This window comes from Streptococcus nidrosiense (assembly GCF_042140045.1).
Classification (GTDB): Bacteria; Bacillota; Bacilli; order Lactobacillales; family Streptococcaceae; genus Streptococcus; species Streptococcus nidrosiense.
Genome location: NZ_CP152419.1, coordinates 879,102 through 898,478, shown reverse-complemented (window position 1 = coordinate 898,478; position 19,377 = coordinate 879,102). Strand labels below are relative to the sequence as shown.

Genomic DNA, 19,377 nt, shown 5'->3' with positions numbered 1-19,377 from the left:
CCGTCTTTTTCTAGATAAAATTTTAGAACTTTATTCCTTTCTATTTTATTATATTTTCACAAAAAAAGCGATTGTTTCCTTCACAATCGCTTGTTTTCATTACTGTACCCATTCACCATTATAATTGACCTGGTAGCCACCTACTGTGGTATTTACAGCTAAGGCACCTGAACTATAGGCATAGTACCATTTACCATTAACTTGGAACCAGCCTGTCACCATAGCTCCTGACGAACGAAGATAATACCAAGTATTACCGACATAAATCCAGCCAGTTTTCATATCACCATTTTGAGCATCTAAATAATACCAAGTTGAACCATCTAGATACCAACCAGTTGCCATAGCTCCTGATGAACGGAGATAGTACCACTTGTTACCAAGATACTGCCAACCAGTTTGCATTGCAGCAGTTGTTGTATCAAGATAGTACCAAGTTGAATTGTCGTTAATCCAACCAGCACGTCTTTCTCCACCAAGGTAGTCCTTTCCTGAAGAACCTATTTTTGCTAGGTAATACCAGTTAGATTGATCGTAAAGCCAACCTGTTTTTAATGAATGATCTTGATCAAAGTAGTAGTATGCTAATTTAAGAACTTCTGGACCTTCCCAGCCTTCACCATGTTTTTTCCCAACGGTTAAGGAATCTTTTAACTCTAATTGTTGCCAGCCAACAAATTCTTGTAGTACGCCATCTTGGTTAAAGTAATACCATTTTGACATTGGCATATATTCTAATCTGATACCATTTGGGTAAGGACCAATTGTACTACCTTTATCTGGCATGGGAATATACTGCCATCCAATAACCATTTCACCATTATAGTCAAAATAATAGTACTTACCATCAATCACTCGCCAGTAGGTTTCTTTGAGTTCCCCCTTCTTGTAGTAGGTTCTACCATTTTCTTGAACAAATTTCCAGCCTTCAGAATCCGAATCATCCGCAAATACTGTACTTGTTGCTAACAGACCAAAAAAGAATACTGCTAGTCCAACTTGCATCATTTTTTTCAAAAATTTCATTCTTGTTTCCTCCAAAATGATTGTAGCAAAAATCAAATCATATGTCAACATTTCAACGACTTCAAAAAAAGCAGTTACAAAACTGCAACTGCTTTTCTATTCTTGCATGGTGTAACCAACACCACGCACGGTTTTAATGTAGCTCTTTTGACCTTTCACGTCAAGTTTGCTACGTAGATAACGGATATAAACGTCCACAATATTGGTTTCGGTCGCACTTTCATACTTCCAGACACTCTCTATCAATTGTTCACGAGTTAAGACTTTTTTACTACCCATGAGTGTAGCTAAGAGGTCATATTCACGACGTGTCAGAGCAATCATCTCCTCGCCACGATAGACGGTATGATGTTCAACATCCATACGCAGATTGCGATAAGCTGTCGGAACTTTCATCTGACTACAGTGTTGATCGATGAAATCTCGACCTCGGAAGATAGCTGAAATACGACTGACCAAATCATCAATAATGATTGGTTTATAGATGTATGAAACAGCGAAACGCTGGATTGTTTCAAGTTGGTCTTGCAATTCTTCTCGATGGTCCAAGACCATGATAACCGCAGCTGGCTTGGTTCGACTCAACTTATCTGCAAAATCCTGGGCTGTCATATCCCCTAGATGAGCATTCAGTAAAATCAAGTCATAGTCTGTCTGAAGAGCCATGGAGAGGGCTTTTTGTCCCTCTTCTACCTGATCAACTCGGTATTGCTCTTTTTGGAGTTCCAGACTTAAAAAATGAGCTAGATTTCTTTCTTTCTCAAGTAATAAAATCCGTTTCCCCATGGCTGACCTACTTATTTTTCGTCATACCAAGAGTAGTGGAAGGTTCCTTCTTTGTCTTTACGTTGGTAAGTGTGGGCACCAAAGTAGTCACGTTGTGCTTGGATCAAATTAGCTGGAAGATCAGCTGAACGGTAGCTATCAAAGTAAGTAATAGCTGCTGAGAATGTTGGTACTGGTACTCCAGCTTGAACAGCAAGAGCTACAATATCACGAACTGATTGTTGGTACTTAGCAGTTACGTCCAAGAAGTACTCATCCAAAAGAAGGTTAGCAAGATCTGCATCACGGTTGTAAGCATCTGTAATCTTTTGCAAGAAACGTGAACGAATGATACATCCATCACGCCAGATAGAAGCGATATCTGCAAATGGCAAGTTCCAATTGTTTTCTTTAGAAGCTACACGCAATTGCGCAAAACCTTGTGCGTATGAGATGATTTTTGAGAAGTAAAGAGCTTGACGGATTTTTTCAATCAACTCAGCCTTATCACCTTCAAATTTGAAAGCAGCTGGTTTTGGAAGCACCTTGCTAGCATGTACACGCTCTTCTTTGTAAGTAGAGATGTAACGCGCAAATACTGACTCAGTAATGAGTGACAATGGCACACCAAGGTCAAGCGCTGATTGGCTAGTCCATTTACCAGTTCCTTTGTTACCTGCAGCATCAAGAATGTAGTCTACGATTGGTCCATCTTGACCTTCATCGTCTTTGCGTCCAAGGATATCAGCTGTAATTTCAATCAAGTAGCTGTCCAATTCACCCTTGTTCCACTCAGTAAAGATTTCAGCCATATCTTCTGCAGAAAGACCAAGCAAGTGTTGCATAAGATCGTAGCTTTCTGCGATCAATTGCATATCACCGTACTCGATACCATTGTGGACCATTTTCACATAGTGACCAGCTCCATCAGGACCGATGTATGTCACACATGGTTTTCCATCTTCTGGTGCTTTAGCTGAGATTTCTTCAAGAACATCAGCCACCAAGTCGTAAGCTTCTTTTTGTCCACCAGGCATGATAGAAGGACCTTCAAGGGCACCTTTTTCACCACCAGATACACCAGTACCGATAAAGTTGATACCTGAGTTCGCCAATTCTTCATTACGACGGATGGTATCTTTATAGAAAGTGTTTCCTCCGTCGATCAAAATATCACCTTTATCCAAGTGTGGAAGAAGGGCTTGAATCGTCGCATCTGTACCAGGTCCTGCTTGAACCATAAGCATGATACGACGTGGTTTTTCAATTGAATTTACGAAGCTTTCGATATCATAGCTTGGCACGAAGTTTTTATCAGGATGGCAAGCAATCACATCCTCAGTTTTTTCTTTACTACGGTTATAAATAGCAACTGTATAACCACGGGATTCAATATTAAGGGCAAGGTTACGACCCATTACGGCCATACCAACAACACCAAAGTTAGCTTTTGTCATGTGACACTCCTCTTGTTTAATATGTTTTATTTTATCATGTTTATCTGTGAAAAGAAAGAATTTTGTAACAATTTGACTAGTAGTCTAAATCATCCGCATGTCCAGAACCATTCCCTACAAAGTAACCTGTCTTACAATTAAGGGTAAAGAGATAGGTACCATCTGGTTTATAAAGATTATAGTAGCCATTACCATTAACAATATTCACAGGTTCCAAAATATATTGGTTTCCTGTAATGTAGCCACGCGCACGCGAAGTCTCAAGAATTCGTTCAAGGACACCATCTGCAAAAGTCCAAGCAGGATTACTACTATCACTAACAGCAGCTTGATTGTACGGTACTCGACTGACACTTCTTTGTAGGTTCACACCATTGCTTGCTAGTCCACTATTAAGGATATTATTTGCTGAGGCTGTTTCACCCGCTGAAGTTGATGCATTAGCAGAGCTGCTAGCATTGCTTTCAGTTGCTGAGTTTGACTCTGTTTGACTTGATGAACTTGATTGACTACTGCTAGAGCTTGTAGAACTTGAAAGTTGACTCTTACCGAGACTAATAGCCTTATCTAGCAGTTTATCAATTTCAGTATTCCCAGTCTTAACTTCGGTAAATTTGGCATCTGCCTTAACCTTAGCATTTGTATCTAGAACACCATCTGTAATCGCTGGTGTTTCAAATTGAGCATTAACATCTTGTACTGCCTTGATTTGTGTTTCAAGGCTATCATATTTTGATTTGGCAAGAGTATGTTCTTTAGCACCCTCAAGTTTATCTAATAGCTCTTTGAGCTGACTCAATTGACTAAACTGACTATTTTTTAGGGCAGTTTTATTCTCATCAGTATAAAAAGTGTCATAGAGACTGTTAAATTGATCGAGAATTGCTTGATTGCTTACCAAACCTGCATCAGATGACTGAGACTGAATTTCTTGAGAAGAACGCGTAATTTGACGATAAACGTAGTAGCTACCCCCAATAATCAAGACAATAATCGCTAAAAGAGCTGACAAGATGACCCACAGTTTTTTGCGTCGTGGCTCATCCTCTTCTTGAAGAGAGCGAGCTAGAATTGAGGTTTCTTCTTGTGAAGTTTCCTCATTTTCTACCTGTTCTGGTTCAAATACTTCCTCTACAAGATTTTTATCCATAACTAAAGTTTCTTCTAGTGGCGAAAGGAGAACTTCTTCAGTTGCTACTCCCTCTTCTTCAGCAAACTTTTCTGATTCAGAGACTTCTTCTACTGGTTCCACCTCTTCTTCAATCGTTTCTTTGGCGTCTTGGATCAAATCATCGAGACTTTGAAGTTCCTCTTTCTTTTCCTGAATGTTCGTAAATTTGTCAGCTTCGATTTCTTCACGGTGTTGTTTGATGTATTTGTCCAAAATCGTATCATCAGGAGTTACTCCCGCTTCAATTTCTTCATTTTTTCGAATAACTTGCCCAACTGTCAGATCCTTAGCTTCCTCAAAATCAAACTGAGGTTCTTGGGAGGTTTTCTCCGGTTCTAACATTTCTTCTTTTTTATCCTTCTGATCCATGGCAGCTCCTTTCTAATCTGTCAAATTTCTTTTGACACGTTGACCAAAATATTGATATAGATCAACTTTCAAAGTACCGTTGTAGAGTTTTCGTTTTTTGTCCGCCTGACTACCATATTTGCTTTCAAAGGCTTCATCACTTGTCAGGATAAACTTACTCCAAGTTTTGAGAGGTTCAAAAACCTCACCCATTTCAGCATAAAGTTTAGTTACTCCTGCATCATCTGACAAACGTTCCCCATAAGGTGGGTTAGAGATAATGACTCCATTAATCTTGTCCGTACGCAAATCCTGTACGCGCATCTGTTTAAAGAGAATATCTCCAGATACTCCTGCTGCCTGCGCATTAGCCTTGGCAATTTCTACCATACGACCATCGATATCACAGCCCATAATATCCAGTTCAATTTCTCGATCTATCTGCTTACTAGCCTCAGTTCTGATTGCTTGAATCAAGCGGTCACTAACCCAGTTCCATTCTTCAAAGGCAAAAGAACGACGTAAACCAGGCGCCATCTTGCGCGCAATCATAGCCGCCTCAATACAAAAAGTTCCAGAACCACAGGTTGGATCAATCAAAGGCTTATCTGGATACCAGTTTGACAGTTGCAAAATCGCAGCTGCCATATTTTCTTTGATCGGAGCTCCACCTTTTTCAGTACGGTAACCACGTTTAAAGAGACTTGACCCACTTGTATCAATCATAACAGTCGCTACATCTTTCAAAATGGAAACTTCAATCTTGAACTCAGGGCCATTCTCCATCAGAGGAACACCTTCTGGTCGTGCATAGTGTTTTTGTAGTTTCTTAACAACTGCCTTCTTAGAAATTGCCTGCACACTTGGCTCATTGTGTAATTTTGACTTGACACACTTAGCCTTGGCAATTGGGAAACGGGCTCCAAGTGGGAGATAGTTCTCCCAATCTAGAGCAAAAATACCTTGGAAGAGCTCTTCAAATGTTTTTGCAGGAAAAGTTCCCACAACAATTTTGATTCTATCCGCAGCTCTTAGCCACAGGTTAGTTTGGATAATCGCTTTAACATCACCTTGAAAACGAACTCGCCCATTTTCAACTTGACAATCATAACCCAAATCTCTTACTTCACGTCCAACTACAGCTTCCAAACCCGCCGCAGCAGTCGCAATTAAATTAAATGTTGTTTTCATTTCAGTCTTTTATAGACCTTTCTTTATTCACTTTAAAAAATGAGGTTGAGAATATATCTCAGCCCCAACCTATATGCAATTTTCTATAAGCCATGTTTTGTTCCAGAAGTGACTAGGACCACTTCCTTCGATAATCATCTGTCTACCACTAGCAGCTCTAGCTGCTAGCAGTCAGAGTACTACGTTCGTTTCCGCGCACTCCATGCCCCGACCAAAATTTGGGTTGCTAGCTTGAGGGGTTTACCGCGTTCCACTCTCTCTGTTTCCAGAGAGACTCCGTCACTGTGGCACTTTCAAGTCTACTCTGACATATCCTAAGACTTAGCCATTTCAACTGCCGTAACGATTTCTCGTCCCTAGGCTTATGGTTTCGCCTAGCACAAACACTACAGGCATCACAGCCTGTGCTAGCATGGACTTTCCTCATGAAAAGAAACTCTCTTCACGCGATTATCCAAAAATTGCACAACAGAAGTATTCTTAGAAATCAGAATTATCCATGATTTGTTTGCCAAATACTTCTTTTTCAAGACGATTCAAACGTTTCAAAATATCAAAGTTTGTCATAGAAGTTGTACTTCCAAGCTCTGCTGGTTCAGAAGCTACTGGAGTCACTTGAGGTTTTTTTGCCAATTCCTCTTTCAACTCTGCAATTTCTAAACGGAGTGACTTTACTAATGCTGCATAAGTTTCATAATCCTTGATGACATCATCCAAGAATTCATCAACCTCTGCTTTACTATATCCACGTACTTCTCTTCCAAAATCCTGCTCAAAAATATCTTTTGCTGTAAAAATAATACTTGCCATGTCTCTCTCCATTCTCAGTTGCTAGTATTATTATATAAAAAAAGGCAAACAAAAAGCAAGGTCAAAGGCTCAATTTTCGGAAAAATTTTCAGCTACTTCGTTTAATTCCTCAAATGTTAATCTTTTTGTAATATAGTTGTCTTTCTTTTTCATCAGTTCGTAAAAATACTTCAGTTTTGTTTCATTTTCTTCATCATAAAAAAGATAGGCTCCATCTGTATTTTCAAGTAAGAAAAGTTGATAATCTCGTAATTGACCCTTGTGTTCATAGTTCGGATAGGCGTATTTAACAAAATCAACTTGTTTAAATTCACTAAGTTTAACCCGATTCCCCTCATTCCAGTTTTCCCCATGAGTCTCAAAATCAAAGATAGTCGCAAGTTGGAAACCAAAGTCATCTTTCATATCTCTGGCCACCTCCAAAACCCAGTGTTCAAATCCCAGAGTTCCCGTAAACACCAACCATTTCAACCCTTCGTCAGCCATTTTTTCCAAATCTCTACGAATGGCTTTTTTAATAATTTTTAAACGAATATCTTTGTCATTAAACAATCCTAAATCAAAGCTAGAATAGCCTAAAACCAAGGCTGTATGCATTTTTTCACCCTTTCTGTTCACTTTTATGGTATAATAGAGTGATGTTATTGTACCAATAAGGAGAATTATGGTCAACTATCCTCATAGACTTTCATCGAAAAAAAAACAACAAGTCACCTCACAAACTAAAAATTTCGCAAATCGTGGGATGACCTTTGAGAAGATGATCAATGCTACAAACGAGTATTATCTGACACACGGTTTAGCTGTTATTCATAAGAAACCAACTCCTGTTCAGATTGTCCGCGTAGACTATCCTCAGCGTAGTCGTGCTAAGATTGTTGAAGCTTATTTTAGACAAGCATCGACTACCGATTATTCTGGAGTTTATGAAGGGTTTTACATCGATTTCGAAGCCAAGGAAACCAAGCAAAAACATGCGATTCCGATGAAGAACTTCCATCCTCATCAGATTCGGCATATGGAACAAGTCCTTGAACAAAAAGGAATTTGCTTTGTCCTTCTTCATTTTTCTTCTTATCAAGAAACGTATTTATTGCCGGCACTTGACCTCATCCGTTTTTATCATCAGGATATGGGAAAAAAGTCAATGCCGCTTGACTATATCAAAGAATTCGGTTATGTGATTGAGCAGTCTGCTTTTCCACAAATTCCTTACCTTGATACAGTCAAACAACATTTACTAGGTGGTAAAACAATATGAACAAACAAACTATCTTGCGCATCGCTAAATACCTCGGCATTGGTGTGATTAGCTTATTTATCGCAGCTTTCCTGCTTGGTGGTGGTGTCTTTCTTTACTATGCAAACAAGGCTCCTGAACTTTCCGAGAGTAAACTTGTTGCAACTACATCCAGTAAAATTTATGATAGCAAAAATGAACTAATCGCAGATTTAGGCGCTGAACGTCGTGTCAATGCTCAAAGTAGTGACATTCCTACTGATCTTGTCAATGCGATTGTCTCTATCGAAGATCACCGTTTCTTTAACCACAGAGGAATTGATAGCATTCGTATAGCAGGAGCATTCCTTCGTAACCTTCGAAGCAATAGTGGTCTTCAAGGTGGATCAACTTTGACTCAGCAGTTAATTAAATTAACTTACTTTTCAACATCAACAGCTGATCAAACTCTATCCCGTAAAGTTCAAGAGGCTTGGTTAGCTATCCAGCTAGAGCGAACTGCAACTAAGCAAGAAATCTTAACCTATTACATCAACAAGGTCTACATGTCAAATGGTAACTATGGTATGCAGACAGCTGCGGAAAACTATTATGGTAAGGACCTCAAAGACTTATCCATTCCTCAGCTAGCACTCTTAGCAGGTATGCCACAGGCTCCAAATCAATATGATCCTTATTCTAACCCTGAAGCAGCCCTTGAAAGACGGAACCTCGTTTTGTCAGAAATGCAAAAACAAGGTTACCTTACAGCCGAACAATATGAAACAGCCATCAATACTCCAATCACAGATGGACTTCAAAGTCTAAAATCTATTAATAGCTATCCACAGTACATGGATAACTATCTTAAAGAGGTTATTGATCAAGTGGAGCAAGAAACAGGTTATAATCTATTAACAACAGGTATGGAAGTCTATACCAACGTTGACCCAGAGGTACAAAAACACCTTTGGGACGTCTATAATACTGATCAATACGTAAACTATCCTGATGATGATATCCAAGCAGCTTCTACTATCGTTGATGTATCAAATGGTAAAGTTATTGCCCAACTCGGAGCTCGTCACCAAGCAAGTAACGTTTCATTTGGTACCAACCAAGCTGTGGAAACCAATCGTGACTGGGGTTCTAGCATGAAACCAATCACAGACTATGCTCCCGCACTAGAGTATGGAATTTATGACTCAACAGCCTACATGCTTAAAGATGCTCCCTACAACTATCCAGGTACAAATATCCCTCTTTACAACTGGGATAGAGGCTATTTGGGCAGTATCACCCTACAAACAGCTATCCAACAATCACGGAACGTACCAGCAGTTGAAACTCTTGACAAAGTTGGATTAGACCAAGCTAAAACTTTCTTAAATGGTCTAGGAATTGACTACCCAACTATGGTCTATGCTAATGCTATATCAAGTAATACAACTGAATCAAATAGAAAATATGGTGCAAGCAGCGAAAAAATGGCTGCTGCTTACGCTGCTTTTGCTAACGGTGGTATCTACCATAAACCAATGTATATCAACAAGATTGTCTTTAGTGACGGTAGTTCAAAAGAGTACTCTGATCCTGGCTCACGCGCTATGAAAGAAACAACTGCCTATATGATGACAGAAATGATGAAAACAGTATTATACTCTGGTATAGGTCGAGATGCTTATATTTCATGGCTTCCACAAGCAGGTAAGACGGGTACATCTAACTATACAGATGATGAAATTGAAAATTACATTAAGAGATACGATTATGTCGCACCTGATGAATCGTTTGTAGGATATACCCGCAAATATTCAATGGCGGTTTGGACAGGTTATTCAAATCGTCTCACTCCAATCGAAGGAGATGGATTTAGAGTAGCGGCCAACATCTATCGCTCAATGATGCAGTACCTTTCCGAGGATGATTCCCCTGGTGACTGGACGATGCCAGAAGGACTTCATAGAAGTGGTGATTACATCTTCAAGAATGGGGCACGTAGCAACTGGATTCCACAGTCAACTCAAGCAAGTTCGACAACAGAGAGCTCTAGCTCAAGTTCAACTTCAACAACTGAAAGTGAAAGCTCTTCAAACGAAAATACGAATGGTACTCCTAATCCAAATGCAACGCAACCAAACTCATCTGCAAATTCTCAACAACAAAACCAACCCCAACAAAATCCACGAAGACAGCAATAAAATATAGAAAAAACTGAGAATAACACCTCAGTTTTTTCTATATAGTTTATATCAAACTTTTTAAAAATATGTAGAGAAACAACTGAACAGGTTAAATACCTCAATCGCAACCTTATCCCAAACACATGATAAATAGTCGGGAAAACTGTTTAATATTATAGATAAAAGATACCTTATTTTTATGTAGTTTATCTATGAACAGGGGCGTGACTTAGAAAGTCTAATCTACTACTTCAATGCAGGGATTAAACCAATAATCAACATGCTAAACTAAAGTCTCAGGAAGGGTATCAAAAGGCCAGACTTTTTGTCCGGCCTCTTTTTTATTATTTAACATGATTTGCAAGGTCTTCTTGCGCTTTTTTATTAGATTCTTCTTTTTCTTTCTTCCATTTATCTTGAGCTTTTTGATATTCATCAGCAGTTACTGGCTTATCTTGAAGTTCAAGGTATTTGTACAAGAGAGGTTCAGTTGTTCCCTTGTTACCTGAGTAAGCAAATGGAAGCGTAAATGGTACCATCTTAGACAACATTGGACGTCCAGTTTGAGAAGATGTTGGAATAATCAAAGCACTATCTGTCAACCAAGCTTGGGCTGCAGCATATTTGTCATAACGTTTTGAAACGTCAGTGTTTTCATTTCCAGCTTCAACAACCATCTTTTCGTAGTCTTCCAAACCAACTTGTTTGGCAGCAGCATTATTTGTTCCTGCATCAAATCCTAGGTAAGTTTTAGTGTTTTCACCGACTGATGGTTTGATGATATCAAGGTAAGTAGATGGGTCTGCAAAGTCTGGAGTCCAACCAACGTTATCTGAAAGGTCCCAATCTTCCCCAGCAGCTGATTCTGCAAAGTAAGTGACATTGAGAACTTCATCTTTTGGAAGTTGTTGGATATCAACGACTACGTTATCAGTTCCTAATGTTGCTTCAAGTGATTGTTTCAATGATTGAACACGTTGTACTTTTGTAGTACTTGTTTGGTCAACCGGCATATCCAAGTGAATTGGGAATTGAACACCTTCTGCTTGGAGAGCTGTCTTAGCTTTAGCAAATTCTGCTTTTGCTTTTTCTGGACTGTAAAGACCGTCTTGAGCATCGTCTAGGTTAACATCTTTCCACTCGTCACCATAGGTCACCAATTTTTCCTTAACTAACTCACCAAAGTTTTTACCATCTGCTTGAACAAATGTTGGTGGTACGAACAAGTTACGAAGAAGTTTTGTTGCTCCACTTTCTCCATTGATTTGAGAAGTATAAGCTGTTCTATCAATACCGAAGGCAATCGATTGACGGAAGTCTTTGTTAAGGAGAGCTTTCTTAGTTGAAGTTTTTTGCTCATCTGTAGTCTTAGAAGTATATTTATAAGACTGACGATCAATATTGGTACCAATTAAGTAAGTTGAAGAATCTTGTGGTGTATAAACGATATTGTCTTTAAACTCTTTTTCAGTTTCAGGATAACTTGCACTTGTTGGGAATAGACGAGCCGTTGAGAAACCACCAGACTTAAAGGTTTCTGCAGGTTTATTTGTATCTTGACCATCCCAGAATGAGAGTTTTACTTTATCAATATGAACATTGTCCTTATCCCAGTAATTTGGATTCTTTTCAAATTCTACTGACGATTTAGCTACCAATGATTTCAACAAGTAAGGACCGTTATAAAGGATACTACTTGGATCAGTTGCTTTGGCAAAGTTACTTCCTTGTGAAGTAAGGAATTCTTCATTGACCGGTGCAAGAACACCCATAGTTGTTTTAGAGTTCCAGAAGCTTTCAGGTTTGTTCAAAGTGTATTGAACTGTCTGATCATCAATTGCCTTGATTCCAACTTCAGAAAAGTCTTTAACTTCACCTTTCACATATGCATCAAGACCCTTAATAGAATCTTGAACGAGATAAAGTGCTTCTGATTTATTGTCAGCTGCATATTTAAGACCTGTTACAAAGTCTTGAGCTTTCACAGCTGCGTACTCTTCACCTTCAGAAGTATACCATTTAGCATCTTTACGGATTGTGTAAGTGTAAGTCAAACCATCTTGAGATACAGACCAATCTTCTGCCATTGATGGCACAAAGTTTCCGTAGCGGTCATTTTCCATCAAACCGTCAATGACGTTACTAGTGATATTAGCAGTTGCTGCTTTACCAGTTGTCAAATAGTTGAGGTTGTCTGGGTCGGTTTCATACGTGTAAGAAAAAGTTTTCTCACCTTTTGCGCTCGAACCTGAACAAGCCGCCAAAACACCTGACGCCAACAGAGTCACTCCTGCTAGGGCCATTACTTTTGAAAATTTCATAATAAACTCCTTTATGACTTTTTATACATTATAGTCCCTTTTTTGCTAAGTGTCAATACAATTTTCAGAATTTTTCAAATTGAATTGAAAACAATTGCCATTTTAAAATTATTTTTTACAGTCAGTCACTTTTTTGGCATTCATATTTGAAAAATCTCTTTGTTAGCAGTTTTCAAGTAAATCTTTATGATATAATGAAAGGAGAAAATTGAAAGGAAATACCATGTCAAAAGAAGTTATTGTTGAAAGTTTTGAACTGGATCACACCATTGTTAAAGCACCGTATGTCCGTTTAATCGGAGAAGAAACAGGTCCTAAAGGAGATATCATTTCTAACTTTGATATTCGCTTGGTTCAACCAAATGAAGACTCTATCCCTACTGCTGGTCTTCATACAATCGAGCACCTCTTAGCCAAACTCATCCGTACTCGCATCGACGGGATGATTGATTGTTCACCATTTGGGTGTCGTACAGGTTTCCATATGATTATGTGGGGACGTCATACTAGCGCAGAAATCGCAGCTGTCATCAAGGATTCACTAAAGGAAATCGCTGAAACCACAACTTGGGAGGATGTCCCAGGAACAACCATTGAATCTTGTGGTAACTACAAGGATCATAGCCTTTTCTCTGCTAAGGAGTGGGCAAAATTGATTCTTGAACAAGGAATTTCAGACGATGCCTTTGAGCGTCATGTCATTTAACACAAAAGAACCAGCTTTTCAGCTGGTTCCTTTTTTGATTCGCAAAACTTTGATTTAGGCTTTTTCACGAATGACCAAGACACCATCTTCCATGTCGGCTTCAAGGTGTTTAGCATCAAGATTATCCAAGTGGAAGTCTGTTACTTTGTCACGGATTTGTTGTTCAACTACTCGACGGAGTGGACGAACACCCATGACTTCATCATAACCTTCTTCAGTCATGTATTCTTTAGCTGCATCGCTCACTGCCAAGTCGATTTCTTTCTTAGCAAGTGTCTTATTGACATCAATCAACATCAAATCCACAATCTTAGAAAGATCTTCCTTGCTCAAGTGTGAGAATTCGATAACAGCATTGAAACGGTTGAGGAACTCTGGACGGAAGTATGGTTTCAAACGATCCATTAGCTCTGGTTTGTCCGCATCTTCTGTCAAGTTGGCTTCATAACCAAAGCCAGCATTTGAAGTTGCGATAATCACTGTATTCTTGAAGTTTACAGTGTTACCTTGACCGTCTGTCAAACGACCATCATCCAATACTTGAAGAAGAAGAGTGATCACTTGAGGATCTGCCTTTTCAATCTCATCAAGAAGGACGATTGAGTATGGATTACGACGAACACGTTCAGTCAATGTATTGTTGTTGTCATCGTAACCAACATAACCTGCAGTAGTACCAATCAATTTAGAAACGGCTGTACGGTCGCTGTATTCAGACATATCCAAACGAATGATGGCATCTTTCGTTCCGAACATATCAAGAGCTAATTGTTTAGCCAACTCAGTTTTACCAACACCAGTAGGACCTACAAAGAGGAAGCTACCAATTGGACGGTTACCTTCGTCAAATCCTGCACGGTTACGACGGATGGCACGTGCCACTGCTTCAACGGCTTTATCTTGACCGATAACCTTAGTTTGCAAACGGTTGCCCATATCTTTCAAACGTTCAATATCAGTTGCACCCATTTGTGAAACAGGAATACCTGTCATACGTTCTACAGACTCAGCTACGTCATTAACAGTCGCTGTAACCTTGTGATCTTCTGTATGGTTAGCAATTTGCTTTTCAAGTTCTTCGATACGAACTTTTGCATTTAATGCTGCTTCGTAATCTTCTTTAGCAGCTGCAGCTTCTTGTTTAGCTTTTTCTTCTTCAATTTCATGTTCCACAGCATGTACATCTGTCACTGGGTGTTGTGCTGCCAAGTGAGCAGCTGTCACATCGACCAAGTCGATAGCCTTATCTGGCAAGCTACGTTGTGGAATATATTGAACAGAGTAATCAACAGCCGCTTTCAATACTTCATCTGGCAAGATAACATTGTGGTGGTGTTGATAAAGATCACGGATCCCTTGGAGAATCTTGAAAGTATCTTCAGCAGATGGTGCATTAACTTTTACTTCGTTGAAACGACGAGCAAGAGCAGCATTTTTCAAAATAGTGTTGCGATATTCATCTTGAGTTGTTGCCCCAATCACCGTCAATTCACCACGTGAAAGAGCTGGTTTCAAGATATCAGCAAGACCTTTAGATCCTTGACCATCCCCTGTGCTACCTGCACCAAGGATTTGGTGGATTTCATCGAAGAAGAGGATAATATTTCCAGCCTCTTTAACCTCGTTTACCAGGTTTTGAATGTTTTCTTCAAAGCTACCACGGTATTGAGTACCAGCTTCAAGTCCAGAAATATCAATTGAAATGATTTCTTTGTTCTTGATTGCTGCTGGAACGTCTCCATTCACAATAGCTTGAGCCAAACCTTCAACTACTGCTGTTTTACCAACACCAGCATCACCGACAAGAACTGGGTTATTCTTTGTACGACGAGAAAGGATTTCAGATGTTTCTTGAATTTCCTTATTACGTCCAATAACCGGATCTAACTTACCTTCACGAGCTTCAGCTGTTAAGTTACGTCCAAGTTTTGCAAGAATACCATCTTGTTTCATAGCTTTACCTTGAACATACTGAGCTTGGTCACTTCCTTCACTTGGCAGCTGACCTGTTTGACGATAAATAGCAAATTCTTCAGGTGTTACTTCACGACCGTTAATCAAGTAACGACGGTTTTCTGAACTGTATCCACGCATACCGCCCATTAATTGGTTAAACAAATCATCCATGTTGTTAAAGTTATTAAAGTTGTTGTTCATATTTCATACCTCGTTTGTTTTCAAAATTAGTTAGTCAAATTAATTTGACTTTCTCTGACCTTTGTTTTAAAAAATTTAGACTAGCTATTTGCTACTCTACGTATAATTTCAGGTTTTTCTTTATCCAATAAAGGTTTTGTGATTGGACTTCTAAAAATACTAATGTTCATCATAGGTTGTACCTCTTTTCTAGGTTTTACCCATACTTTGACCTTAAGATAAATTACACAATCACCTTAAAATCAAGGTTTTCTAAGGATTTCCTTATCCTTATGTTCTTAGTATATCACTTTGGTCAGTAATAGTCAAGAGATTTGACCAAATTTGACTATTTTTTTTAAAAAATTTTTTATAACAAAAAAACCAGTCAAAATGACTGGTTTTTAATTTATTATTTATGAATCTTAGCTCAATGCGTCATCCATTGAAAGAACTTCGTGGAAGACACGTTGTGTCAATTCAGTTTTTTGTTCTGGAGTGAGGTACTTAGTATTTACACAGTATCCTGAGATACGTACGATTACGTCTTCACCTGACATGATCTTTTCGTAAACATCATTCAAGTCCATAACGTTCAAGTTAACGTGTTGTCCACCGTTTTCGAAGTAACCATCAAGGATTGTTACCAAGTTATCAACTTGTTCGTCACGAGTTTTACCAAGAGCACGTGGTGATACTTGAGTTGTCAATGAGATACCATCAGCTGCGTAACCAAAGTCAAGGCTAGCAAGTGAGTTCAAGTTTTGCAACCATCCACCTTTAGCTTTGTTAGATGGGTTAGCACCTGGTGAGAAGAATTCAAGTTTAGACAAGTTCACTGAACCATCTTCGTTGAGGTATACACCTTTGTGGACTGGTGAGTTACCAGTTTGTTTAGAGTAAGCAACGTTAGATGTGATTGTCAAAAGTGAAACTGTAGCTTCTGCGTTCTTGTAAAGTTTGTGGCTACGTAGACGAGTTGTGTAAGCTTCGATCAACCATTCTGCCAATTCGTTTGAACGTGGGTCATCTTCACCCCAACGTGGGTATTCACCGATTGTTTCGTAATCGTAGATGTAGCCATTTTCATCACGGATTGGTTTAACTGTAGCGTATTTGATAGCTGACAATGTGTCAACAGTGTTAGCGAATCCACAGATACCGAATCCCATGTTAGCACGTTGTTTAGTTGGCAAGAAGGCCATTTGAACAGCTTCGTAGTTGTACTTATCAGTCATGTAGTGGATGATGTTCAAAGCATCTACGTAAGTGTCTGTCAACCAGTCAAGAGATTTTTCAAAGTTAGCTTTAACTGATTCGAATTCAAGAACTTCGTCACGGATTGGTTCGATGTCAAATACTTTGTAGTCTTTATGAACATCATCGTAACCACCGTTCAAACCAGTAAGAAGAGCTTTAAGAACGTTAACGCGAGCACCGAAGTACTGGATGTTGTGACGTTGTTCTTCGTTTTCTGGGTCAAGTGGAGATACACAACATGAGATACAGCTCATTTCACCATATCCATCTTTAGCCATTGTTGTTACACCTTCGTATTGGATTGAAGAGTGTTTGTGGCTCATGTGCATACAGTAGCGGCGGAAGTTGTATGGCAATTTGTCAGTCCAAAGAACTGTCAAGTTTGGTTCTGGAGAGTTACCGATGTTGTCAAGAGTGTTCAAGAAACGGTAGTCCATCTTAGTAACACGGTGACGACCGTCGTTACCCATACCAGCCATAGAAGTTGTGATGAAAGTTGGGTCACCTGAGTACAATTGGTCATAAGCTTTTGTACGAGCAAATTTAACTGTACGAAGTTTCATAACGAAATCATCAACAAATTCTTGGATTTCTGATTCAGTAAATGTACCACGAGCAAGGTCACGTTCTGCAAAGATGTCCAATACGATTGGCACACGTCCTAGAGATGTAGCAGCACCGTTGATAACACGGCAGACAGACATGAAGGCGATGTTAACCCATTGGATTGCTTCTTTAACGTTCATCGCAGGTTTGCGAACGTCAACTCCGTAAAGGTCACCCAAGCGAACAACTTGTTGCAATGCTTGGTATTGAAGATTGATTTCTTCACGAAGACGGATTGTTTCTTCATCGATTTCTTCGATTGAATTCCAATCGTTTACTTTTTCTTGCATCAAGTAGTCTGCACCGTAAAGAGCAAGACGTGCGTAAACACCGATGATACGTCCGCGTGAGTATGCATCTGGAAGACCAGTTACAGTGTGTGCGTGACGAGCGCGACGAATGTTTGAAGTGTAAGCGCGGAAGATACCGTCGTTAACTGTTGTTACGTATTTAGTGAAAATTTCGTGAACAGCTGGATCTGGTTCGTATCCATTTTCTTTCAAAGTAGTTTCAGCCATACGGATACCACCTTTTGGCATGAAGTTCAATTTGAAGAGTTCATCGTTTTGGATACCATAAATCAATTCGTTTTCTTTGTCGATAAATCCAGCAGGAATATCAGCAATAGAAGTTGGACGAGTGTCCATTGGGAAACGAGTTTCTTCGTAGTGTGCTTTAGTTTCTTCTACGATTTTTTTGATGTGAAGTGAACGCTCTGTTGGTCCTGCAAGGAAGCTTTCGTCTCCATCGTAAGGTGTGTAGTTAGCTTGTACAAAGCGTGATACACTTGCTTTTTCTTTCCAGTCAACACCTTTAAAGCCTTCCCAGGCTTTGTCAAAAATATCTTGTGCTTCAACAACTGTCTTAACAACCATGTTAATGTCCTCTTTTTTCTTTCTAGTAACAGTCATCTGTTACATTCATGTATTCAGTATAACACACAGTAAACGATTTCAACAACTAAAAACTCACTTTTTTAACACTTTCTTTTCTAATACAGTTCAAAATATTCCACAAACTGTATTATATTTTTGAAAGAGGTTATTTGATTTTCAATTTTTCAGAAAAAGAGTATAATAAAATTAAACAAACTAGCACTGAGAGGTTTCTCCATGTTGATTTTTCCACTAATGAATGATTTATCTCGTAAAATCATCCATATTGACATGGATGCCTTTTTTGCTGCGGTAGAAATTCGGGACAATCCCAAACTAAAAGGGAAACCCGTTGTTATTGGTAGTGACCCGAGAAAAACAGGTGGTCGCGGAGTTGTTTCGACTTGTAGTTATGAAGCGAGAGCCTTTGGCATCCACTCAGCCATGAGTTCTAAAGAGGCCTATGAACGTTGCCCTCAAGCCGTTTTCATTTCTGGAAACTACGAAAAATATACTGCTGTCGGTCAACAGATTCGAGCTATTTTCAAACGTTATACGGATAATATCGAGCCTATGAGTATCGATGAAGCTTATCTAGACGTGACTGAAAACAAACTCGGCATCAAGTCCGCTGTTAAAATAGCTCGACTAATTCAACAAGATATTTGGCAAGAACTTCATCTGACTGCTTCTGCTGGTGTGTCTTACAATAAATTCTTAGCTAAAATCGCTAGCGATTACCAAAAACCTCGAGGTCTGACAGTTATTCTCCCTGATGAAGCTGAAGATTTTCTCAAACAAATGGATATCGCTAAATTCCACGGTGTAGGTAAGAAAACAGTTGAGAAATTGCATCAAATGGGGGTATTTACAGGTGCTGATCTTTTAAAAATTTCTGAAATTAGTCTCATTGACCGTTTTGGTAGACTCGGTTTTGACCTGTATCGCAAGGCTCGTGGTATTGATAATTCTCCCGTCAAATCCAATCGCATTCGTAAGTCTATCGGTAAAGAAAAAACCTATAGTAAGGTTCTCAATCTAGAAGAGGATATCAAAAAAGAGCTAACCCTCCTTTCGGAAAGAGTTGCCCTAAGTCTTCAAAAACATGAAAAATCTGGAAAGATTGTTATTTTAAAAATCCGCTATGCTGACTTTTCTACAATGACTAAGCGGAAAAGCTTATCTCAAAAGATCCAAGATGCTGGAACTATTTCACAAATGGCTATCCAACTTTACGAATCTCTGACAGATAAAGATAAAGACGTTCGCTTATTGGGTGTCACTGTGACTGGATTTTAAAACC

At 39.1% G+C, this 19,377-nt stretch carries 14 protein-coding genes and 1 other RNA gene; 4 read left to right on the top strand and 11 right to left on the bottom strand.

All coding sequences use genetic code 11. The features are described from left to right. Window positions 1-99 precede the first annotated feature (99 nt). The 8 genes from cbpJ to AAFQ93_RS04295 form a co-directional block, all read right to left on the bottom strand. Complete coding sequence (gene cbpJ / locus AAFQ93_RS04330; protein WP_375555701.1) at window positions 100-1,026, bottom strand: choline-binding protein CbpJ; 927 nt, start codon at window positions 1,024-1,026, stop codon at window positions 100-102. A gap of 96 nt (window positions 1,027-1,122) precedes the next feature. Further along, window positions 1,123-1,812 carry a response regulator transcription factor gene (locus AAFQ93_RS04325; RefSeq protein WP_045763606.1) on the bottom strand — a complete coding sequence of 230 codons (690 nt, stop codon included), beginning with the start codon at window positions 1,810-1,812 and terminating at the stop codon, window positions 1,123-1,125. An 11-nt stretch (window positions 1,813-1,823) separates the two neighbouring features. Continuing rightward, window positions 1,824-3,248, bottom strand: a complete 1,425-nt coding sequence (gene gndA, locus AAFQ93_RS04320) for an NADP-dependent phosphogluconate dehydrogenase (protein ID WP_003017375.1) — start codon at window positions 3,246-3,248, stop codon at window positions 1,824-1,826. A 76-nt stretch (window positions 3,249-3,324) separates the two neighbouring features. Continuing rightward, window positions 3,325-4,788 carry a cell division site-positioning protein MapZ family protein gene (locus AAFQ93_RS04315; protein WP_375555700.1) on the bottom strand — a complete coding sequence of 488 codons (1,464 nt, stop codon included), beginning with the start codon at window positions 4,786-4,788 and terminating at the stop codon, window positions 3,325-3,327. Window positions 4,789-4,800: 12 nt separating this feature from the next. After that, window positions 4,801-5,958, bottom strand: coding sequence for a class I SAM-dependent RNA methyltransferase (locus tag AAFQ93_RS04310; protein ID WP_375555699.1), 1,158 nt, complete (start codon window positions 5,956-5,958; stop codon window positions 4,801-4,803). An 81-nt stretch (window positions 5,959-6,039) separates the two neighbouring features. Then, an RNA gene (gene rnpB / locus AAFQ93_RS04305) (RNase P RNA component class B) lies at window positions 6,040-6,420 on the bottom strand. Window positions 6,421-6,438: 18 nt separating this feature from the next. Further along, window positions 6,439-6,768 carry a cell division regulator GpsB gene (gpsB, locus tag AAFQ93_RS04300; RefSeq protein ID WP_000146538.1) on the bottom strand — a complete coding sequence of 110 codons (330 nt, stop codon included), beginning with the start codon at window positions 6,766-6,768 and terminating at the stop codon, window positions 6,439-6,441. A gap of 69 nt (window positions 6,769-6,837) precedes the next feature. After that, window positions 6,838-7,365: a DUF1273 domain-containing protein gene (locus AAFQ93_RS04295; protein ID WP_375555773.1), complete on the bottom strand. Its 528-nt coding sequence runs from the start codon at window positions 7,363-7,365 to the stop codon at window positions 6,838-6,840. Between the two features lie 67 nt (window positions 7,366-7,432). Between AAFQ93_RS04295 and recU the strand changes: the two genes are divergently transcribed. After that, window positions 7,433-8,029: a Holliday junction resolvase RecU gene (gene recU / locus AAFQ93_RS04290; protein WP_375555698.1), complete on the top strand. Its 597-nt coding sequence runs from the start codon at window positions 7,433-7,435 to the stop codon at window positions 8,027-8,029. Continuing rightward, window positions 8,026-10,188 carry a penicillin-binding protein PBP1A gene (gene pbp1a, locus AAFQ93_RS04285; protein WP_375555697.1) on the top strand — a complete coding sequence of 721 codons (2,163 nt, stop codon included), beginning with the start codon at window positions 8,026-8,028 and terminating at the stop codon, window positions 10,186-10,188. Before recU ends, pbp1a begins: the two co-directional genes overlap by 4 nt. A gap of 326 nt (window positions 10,189-10,514) precedes the next feature. On the opposite strand, the gene AAFQ93_RS04280 is transcribed toward pbp1a, so the two are convergent. After that, the gene (locus AAFQ93_RS04280; protein WP_375555696.1) at window positions 10,515-12,491 is read right to left on the bottom strand and encodes a peptide ABC transporter substrate-binding protein; all 1,977 of its coding nucleotides are present in this window, start codon (window positions 12,489-12,491) and stop codon (window positions 10,515-10,517) included. A gap of 223 nt (window positions 12,492-12,714) precedes the next feature. Here AAFQ93_RS04280 and AAFQ93_RS04275 point away from each other — a divergent pair, with 223 nt between their 5' ends. After that, window positions 12,715-13,197 carry an S-ribosylhomocysteine lyase gene (locus tag AAFQ93_RS04275; RefSeq protein WP_000032544.1) on the top strand — a complete coding sequence of 161 codons (483 nt, stop codon included), beginning with the start codon at window positions 12,715-12,717 and terminating at the stop codon, window positions 13,195-13,197. Window positions 13,198-13,251: 54 nt separating this feature from the next. On the opposite strand, the gene AAFQ93_RS04270 is transcribed toward AAFQ93_RS04275, so the two are convergent. Both AAFQ93_RS04270 and pflB read right to left on the bottom strand, forming a co-directional pair. Next, on the bottom strand, window positions 13,252-15,354 hold the full coding sequence (locus AAFQ93_RS04270; protein ID WP_375555695.1) for an AAA family ATPase: 2,103 nt from the start codon (window positions 15,352-15,354) through the stop codon (window positions 13,252-13,254). A gap of 404 nt (window positions 15,355-15,758) precedes the next feature. Beyond that, complete coding sequence (gene pflB / locus AAFQ93_RS04265) at window positions 15,759-18,074, bottom strand: formate C-acetyltransferase (protein WP_000260625.1); 2,316 nt, start codon at window positions 18,072-18,074, stop codon at window positions 15,759-15,761. Window positions 18,075-18,311: 237 nt separating this feature from the next. Here pflB and dinB point away from each other — a divergent pair, with 237 nt between their 5' ends. Then, window positions 18,312-19,373: a DNA polymerase IV gene (gene dinB / locus AAFQ93_RS04260; protein WP_375555694.1), complete on the top strand. Its 1,062-nt coding sequence runs from the start codon at window positions 18,312-18,314 to the stop codon at window positions 19,371-19,373. Window positions 19,374-19,377 lie beyond the last annotated feature (4 nt).